The sequence below is a fragment of the Micromonospora echinofusca genome (genome assembly GCF_017614955.1).
GTDB lineage: Bacteria > Actinomycetota > Actinomycetes > Mycobacteriales > Micromonosporaceae > Micromonospora > Micromonospora echinofusca_A.
Genome location: NZ_WVUH01000373.1, coordinates 1 through 6528, shown reverse-complemented (window position 1 = coordinate 6528; position 6528 = coordinate 1). Strand labels below are relative to the sequence as shown.

Genomic DNA, 6528 nt, shown 5'->3' with positions numbered 1-6528 from the left:
GGGCCGGCCCCGGTCCACCCCGCGCAGCAGGTCCGCGCCGACCAGGAAGAGCAGCAGCATGTTGACCTGGCCGAAGTTGACCGTCTCGCGCATCGGCTCGAACGCGGCGGCCAGGCAGAGCGCGACGGCCAGGGCGTACCAGCGGGTCCAGCCGGCCCGCCGGGCGACCGGGTCCAGCAGCCACCAGACCAGCACCGCGCTGACCGTCACGCTGGCGGTCACGCTGACCACGATGGCCAGGTTCCACGGCAGGTACGCCATGGGGAGCATGACCAGCGCGGCGAACGGCGGATAGGTGAAGCCGTACTGCGTGCCGGGGCGGACCCAGTCGTAGATCTCACCGCCGTCGCGGGCCCAGTGGCGCAGCGCGCCGTAGTAGACCTGGAGGTCGAAGAAGCCGTGCCGGACCGCCGCCACCAGAAGGAACGCGGCCACCCCGACGGCGAGTACGGCCACGGTCAGGACCTGCCGACCGGTCCGTCCGGCACCCTGCGCCACCGTCGCCTCCCTCACCTTGCGTAGGCTCACGCCCCATGGCACTCGGGTACGTCCGCCCGGCGCGTCCCTCCGACGCCGGCGAGATCGCACGCATCCAACTGGCGACCTGGCGGGTGGCCTACCGTCGGATCCTGCCCCGGCACGTACTCGACAACCTCGACGAGGCGTGGCTCGGGCGGCGGTGGACCGCCGCCATCGAGGCTCCGCCGTCACCGGCACACCGGGTGCTGGTCGCCGTCGAGCAGGCCGAGCAATCCTATCTGGTGGGGTTCGCCGCTTCCGGGCCGGCCGACGAGGAGGCCCGCGCGCCGGAGGAGCCCGCCGAGGCGCTCGGCCCGGGGGTGGTGGCGGTGACGGACCTGCTGGTCGAGCCGCGCTGGGGGCGGCGTGGGCACGGCAGCCGGCTGCTGGCCGCCAGTGTGGACCTGTGGCGGTCCGACGGCTTCAGCACTGCCGTGGCCTGGGCGTTCGACGGCGACGAGGCGACCCGGAAGTTCCTCACCAGCACCGGCTGGGAGCCGGACGGCGCGGCCCGGGCGCTCGACGTGGCGGACATGCTGGTCCCCCAACTGCGACTGCACGTCGCCATCCCGACCGAGCCGGACGCCAGCGAATCGACCGACAGCGCGCAGGCCGACAGCGCGCAGGCCGGCGCCGGACCGGCCGACAGCCCGCCGGCCGACAACGGTGGGCAGCAGCCCGGTACCGCCTGACCGGAGCTGTCTCTTCCCGCGCGTTCCGCCGTTTCTGTCACTGGTCTGTCCTACCGTGGGGCGGTACGGGCGGTGGGTGGTGATCAGGGGTGGTCCAGGTGGCATCGACGGCGACCGGGCAGGTCGGTGACCGGGTGGCCGATCCGGCCGGGCGGGCGGCGCTGGCCGGGCCGGACGGCCGGTCGACGCTGGAGGGGCACCGTCGGGAGCTGACCGGATACTGCTACCGGATGCTCGGGTCGATCTTCGACGCCGAGGACGCCGTGCAGGAGACCATGCTCCGCGCGTGGCGCGGCGTGGACCGGTTCGACGGCCGGTCGAGTCTGCGGACCTGGCTCTACCGGATCGCCCACCACGTCTGTCTCGATCAGCTCGGCGGCCGGCGCCGCCGGGGCGTGCCGGTGGAGCTGGGCAGCCCGTCGGCGCCGGTGGAGACGGCCCTGGGTGGGCCCGGCTCCGACCGCCTCTGGATCGGTCCGGCCCCCGACCGGTCGGTGCTGCCGGAGGCCGGGGATCCGGCCGACGTGACGCTGGCCCGGGAGTCGGTCCGGCTGGCCTTCGTCGCCGCGTTGCAGCACCTGCCGCCCCGCCAACGGGCGGTGCTGATCCTGCGGGACGTGCTGCGCTGGCAGGCGGCCGAGGTCGCCGGGCTGCTCGGTGACACGGTCGCCTCGGTCAACAGCGCCCTGCAACGGGCCCGCGCGACCATGGCCGGCCGGACCGCCGGCGCCGACGCGGGTCCCGACGCCCTGGATCCCGTCCACCGCGACCTGCTCGACCGGTACGTCGCCAGCTTCGAGCGGTACGACATCGACACGCTGGTCGGCCTGTTGCGGGAGGACGCCACGCACTGCATGCCGCCGTACCGGATGTGGCTGCGCGGCGCGACGGACATCGGGCGCTGGATGCGCGGACCGGGCCGGGACTGCCGGGGTTCGCGGCTGCTGCCGGTCGGGGCGAACGGCGGTTGCGCCTTCGCGCAGTACCGACCGGATCCGGCCGGCGGTCACCGGCCCTTCTCGATCCAGTTGCTGACCGTCTCGGCGGGCCGGATCAGCGGGTTCACCCACTTTCTCGACACCCGGCTCTTCCCCGTGTTCGGGCTGCCACCCCACCTGGCGCCCTGACCGGCCCCGGGGCGACGACCGCCCGACCCGACCACCGGCGCACCGATGAGTTCCGGTCCGTGTCGCGGTCCACCCCGTCAGACGCAACTGTGATGGGAGTTCGATTGACCACCGACACCGCCGCACCCGACGCGCCGCCGAGGCGGGCCGGGCGACGGGAATGGACCGGGCTGGCCGTGCTGGCCCTGCCGACGCTGCTGCTCGCGCTCGACCTGAGTGTGCTCTACCTGGCCCTGCCCCGGTTGAGCGCCGACCTCGGTGCGGACAGCACCGCACAACTCTGGATCACCGACATCTACGGCTTCATGATCGCCGGCTTCCTGGTCACCATGGGTACCCTCGGGGACCGCATCGGCCGGCGGCGCCTGCTGCTGATCGGTGCCGCCGCGTTCGCCGCCGCCAGCGTGCTGGCCGCGTACGCCGCCACGCCGGAGCAGTTGATCGCCTGTCGGGCGCTGCTCGGGGTGGCCGGTGCCACGCTGATGCCCTCGACCCTGGCGTTGATCAGCAACATGTTCCCGGTACCGGCCCAGCGGGCGACCGCCATCGGGGTCTGGATGAGCTGCTTCATGGGCGGCATGGCGGTCGGACCGGTGATCGGCGGGGTGCTGCTGGCCAACTTCTGGTGGGGTTCGGCGTTCCTGCTCGGCGTGCCGGTGATGGTGCTGCTGCTGGTGGCCGCGCCGGTCCTGCTGCCGGAGTACCGGCAACCGGTGCCCGGCCGGCTGGATCTGACCAGTGTCGCGCTCTCCCTCGCCGCCATCCTGCCGGTGATCTACGGGCTCAAGGAGCTCGCCCGGTACGGCTGGCAGCCGCTCCCCGCCGTGGCGCTGGCCGGCGGGACCGGGCTGGCGGTGCTCTTCGTCCGCCGGCAGCGGACCCTGGCCCACCCGCTGCTGGACGTCGGGCTCTTCGCCAACCGCACGTTCCGTTCCGCCCTGCTGCTGTCGCTGCTCAACGCCCTGCTGATGGGTGGCACGTTCCTGCTGGTCAGCCAGTACCTGCAACTGGTCGAAGGGCTGTCCCCGCTGCGGGCCGGGCTCTGGCTGGTACCCCAGGCGGTCGCCATGATCACGGCGACCATGCTGACCCCGGTGGCGGCGCGACGGATCCGCCCGGCCTACGTGATGGCCGCCGGGCAGGTGGTCACCGCGCTCGGCTTCGGTCTGCTCGCCGTGCTGTCCGGCGAGGGGTCCCTGCCGGTGGCGGTGGTCGCGTTCGTCCTGGCGGCGGCCGGTATCGCACTCCCCTCCCAACTCGTCACCGACCTGATCGTCGGTGCCGCGCCCCGGGAGAAGGCCGGGTCGGCGGCCTCGGTGTCGGAGACCAGCGGCGAGTTCGGGGTGGCCCTGGGGGTGGCCGCCGTGGGCAGCCTGGCGGCCGTGGTCTACCGGGGTCGGCTGACCGAGACGCTGCCCGGCGGACTGCCGGCGGACGTGGTCGACCGGGCCCGCGACGGGCTCGCCGGTGCCGCCGAGGTGGCCGCCACCCTGCCCGCCGGGTCCGGCACCGAGCTGCTCACCGCCGCCCGTGCGGCGTACACCGCCGGGCTGAACACCGCCGGCGCGATCGGCGCGGTGGTGCTGCTGGCGCTCGCGGTGCTGTCGGTACGGCTGTTCCGCACGGTCCGACCGCACGGTGAGGCCGCCGGGGCGGAACGGCCGGCACCGGCGGGCGACCACTCCCAACCCTGACCAGAACGGAGGCAACCATGTTCGGTGACACGTTGGCGTTCAGCGGTTTCGCGGTGGACGATCCCGGCCGCGCCCGGGAGTTCTACACCGGTGTCCTCGGCCTGCGGGTGTCGCAGGACGGCGACCTGCTCATGCTGCACCTCGCCGGGGGGCGGGACATCGTGGTCTACCCGAAACCGGACCACGTCCCGGCCACCTTCACGGTGCTCAACTTCCCGGTGCCGGACGTCGACCGGGCGGTCGACGAGCTGACCGCACGCGGGGTGCGGTTCGAGCGGTACCCGGGCCTGCCGCAGGACGAACGGGGGATCATGCGCGGCAACGGGCCGACCATCGCCTGGTTCACCGATCCGGCCGGCAACATCTTCTCCGTCATCGAACGGGTCGACGAGCCGGGCTGAGCACGCCCGCGAGCCGGACGACGAGCCGGGCTGAGGATGCCCGCGAGCCGGGCTGAGCACGGCCGGCAACCCGAACCGGCCGGCCGGAGGCCGGGCGACTCCGGCCGGTGCGGTGTCCCGTCCGCACCGGCCGGGGCTCACTCCTTGTCGACGCCCTCGTTGGCACCCCGGACGAAGTAGCGCTGGAAGACCACGAAGAGCACCGCCACCGGGATGGTGGCCAGCAGCGCCGCGCCCAGCTTCAGCGGGTACTGGGTGCCGGACCCGAGCGAGCCGCTGACCAGGTCGGCCAGTCCTCGGGGCAGGGTGAACAGCGCCGGGTCCTGCACCGCGACCAGCGAGTGCGGGAACTCGTTCCAGGAGCCCTGGAACGACAGGATGGTCAGGGTGATCAGCGCCGGCCTGGCCATCGGCAGCACCACCGACCAGAAGATCCGGAAGGTGCCGGCGCCGTCGATCCGGGCGGCCTCCTCCACGCTGCGCGGGATGGAGTCGAAGAACTGCTTCATGATGAACACGCCGGCCGCGTCGGCGAGCAGCGGCACGATCAGCGCCGCGTAGCTGTTGTAGATGCCGAGCTGGTTGAGCACCAGGAACTTCGGGATCAGCAGCACCACCCCGGGCACGGCGAGGACCGCCACGATCGCGGCGAAGACCGCGCCGCGCCCGGCGAACCGCAGCCGGGCCAGGGCGTACCCGGCGAGCGAGTCGAGCAGTACCCGCCCGGCCGTGACCAGGATGGTGACCAGCAACGAGTTGCCCAGCCAGAGCGGGAAGGCCGTCCCCTCGACGATCCGTTGGAAGCTGGTCAGGTCGAGCGGGTCGGGCACCGGGGAGAGCGGGTTCGCCGCCGCGTCCGGCTCGGTCTTCAGCGAGTTGCCGATCTGGATCACGAACGGGTAGAGGAAGACCAGCCCGAAGAAGACCAGGATGGCGTACCCGACAAAGGTGGTCACCAGGCCGCGCGGTGCCCGCCCGTGCGGGGCCCGCTGGTCGGATGCGCCGGACGGCCGGGGCGGGTGCGCCCGCCGTTGCGGGGTCGTCACGCTCACCGGACCCCCGCCCTCGGTACCCGGCGACGCCACCGGGACCGGCGGTCCGCCCCGTCCCGGTCCCGCAGCACCTGCCGTTGCACCAGGGTCAACCCGATGATGATCAGGAACAGCACGAACGAGATGGCCGCCCCGGAGCCGTACTCGAAGTCCCGGAACGCGGTGCGGTACGACAGGTACGCCGGGGTGAGGGTGGTCTTGGCCGGGTTGCCCTGGCTCATCACGTAGACCTGGTCGAAGACCTGCCAGGTACCGATCAGGCCGAGGGTGAGCACCAGGAACAGGGTCGGCCGGATCATCGGCAGGGTGACCCGGCGGAACCGCTGCCACCGGTTCGCCCCGTCGATCCGCGCCGCCTCGTCGAGGGTCTCCGGGACGTTCTGCAGGGCGGCCAGGAACATCAGCATGAAGGTCCCGCTGGTCGTCCAGACCACCAGCGTGATGATCGAGCACATCGCCACGCTCGGACCGGCCAGCCAGTCCCACCAGCTCAGCCCGAGCACGCCGGTACCGGTGAGGGTGTCCGGTGGCGCGTCGACGCCGAGGCCGCCGAGGAGCAGGTGCAGGACGCCCCGGGAGTCGGCGAACCACTGCGGTCCGTCGACGCCGAGGATGCCGAGCAGCGCGTTGACCGCGCCCGAGTTGGCGAAGAGGAACAGGAACACCACGCTGATCGCCACCGAACTGGTGACCGAGGGGAAGTAGAACGCGGTCCGGAAGAACCCCTTCCCCTTCAGCATCCGGCTGTTGACCACGACGGCGAGCAGCAGCGCCAGGACGGTCTGCGCGGGCACCACGATCGCCACGTAGTAGACGTTGTTCCGCAGGCTGGTCATGAAGTCCTGCCGGGCCAGCCCGTCGGCGGTGAACAGCCGGGTGTAGTTCTCCGTTCCGACGAACGGCACGTCACCGGTGAACGGGCTGCCCTGTCCGTTCCAGTCGGTCAGGCTCACCCAGAACGCCATCAGGATCGGCAGCAGCAGGAACAGCCCGAGGATCGCCACCACCGGCGCCACGAAGAGCCACCCGGTGAGGTTCTCGCC

Annotated in this window: 6 protein-coding genes and 1 pseudogene; 4 read left to right on the top strand and 3 right to left on the bottom strand. The window is 72.5% G+C overall.

Annotation, left to right across the window (positions count from 1 at the left end):
• The coding region (locus tag GSF22_RS28715; protein WP_208816950.1) for a glycosyltransferase family 87 protein at nucleotides 1-498 on the bottom strand (498 nt) is incomplete at its 3' end.
• A 35-nt stretch (nucleotides 499-533) separates the two neighbouring features.
• Between GSF22_RS28715 and GSF22_RS28710 the strand changes: the two are divergent.
• The 4 genes and pseudogenes from GSF22_RS28710 to GSF22_RS28695 all read left to right on the top strand — a co-directional run.
• Nucleotides 534-1100: pseudogene (locus tag GSF22_RS28710) on the top strand (N-acetyltransferase family protein); the annotation flags it as partial.
• Between the two features lie 272 nt (nucleotides 1101-1372).
• Nucleotides 1373-2338, top strand: a complete 966-nt coding sequence (locus tag GSF22_RS28705) for a sigma-70 family RNA polymerase sigma factor (RefSeq protein WP_208816948.1) — start codon at nucleotides 1373-1375, stop codon at nucleotides 2336-2338.
• Between the two features lie 104 nt (nucleotides 2339-2442).
• Entirely contained in the window at nucleotides 2443-4032 is a 1590-nt protein-coding gene (locus tag GSF22_RS28700; protein WP_244454306.1) for an MFS transporter, read from the top strand.
• 17 nt (nucleotides 4033-4049) lie between these two features.
• A complete protein-coding gene (locus tag GSF22_RS28695; protein ID WP_208816940.1) occupies nucleotides 4050-4433 on the top strand; it encodes a VOC family protein in 384 nt (127 codons plus the stop codon).
• 137 nt (nucleotides 4434-4570) lie between these two features.
• On the opposite strand, the gene GSF22_RS28690 is transcribed toward GSF22_RS28695, so the two are convergent.
• Nucleotides 4571-5485, bottom strand: a complete 915-nt coding sequence (locus tag GSF22_RS28690) for a carbohydrate ABC transporter permease (RefSeq protein WP_307804411.1) — start codon at nucleotides 5483-5485, stop codon at nucleotides 4571-4573.
• Nucleotides 5482-6528, bottom strand: a 1047-nt coding sequence (locus GSF22_RS28685; RefSeq protein WP_208816938.1) for a carbohydrate ABC transporter permease, incomplete at its 5' end; no start/stop codon positions are given. The genes GSF22_RS28685 and GSF22_RS28690, both read right to left, overlap by 4 nt.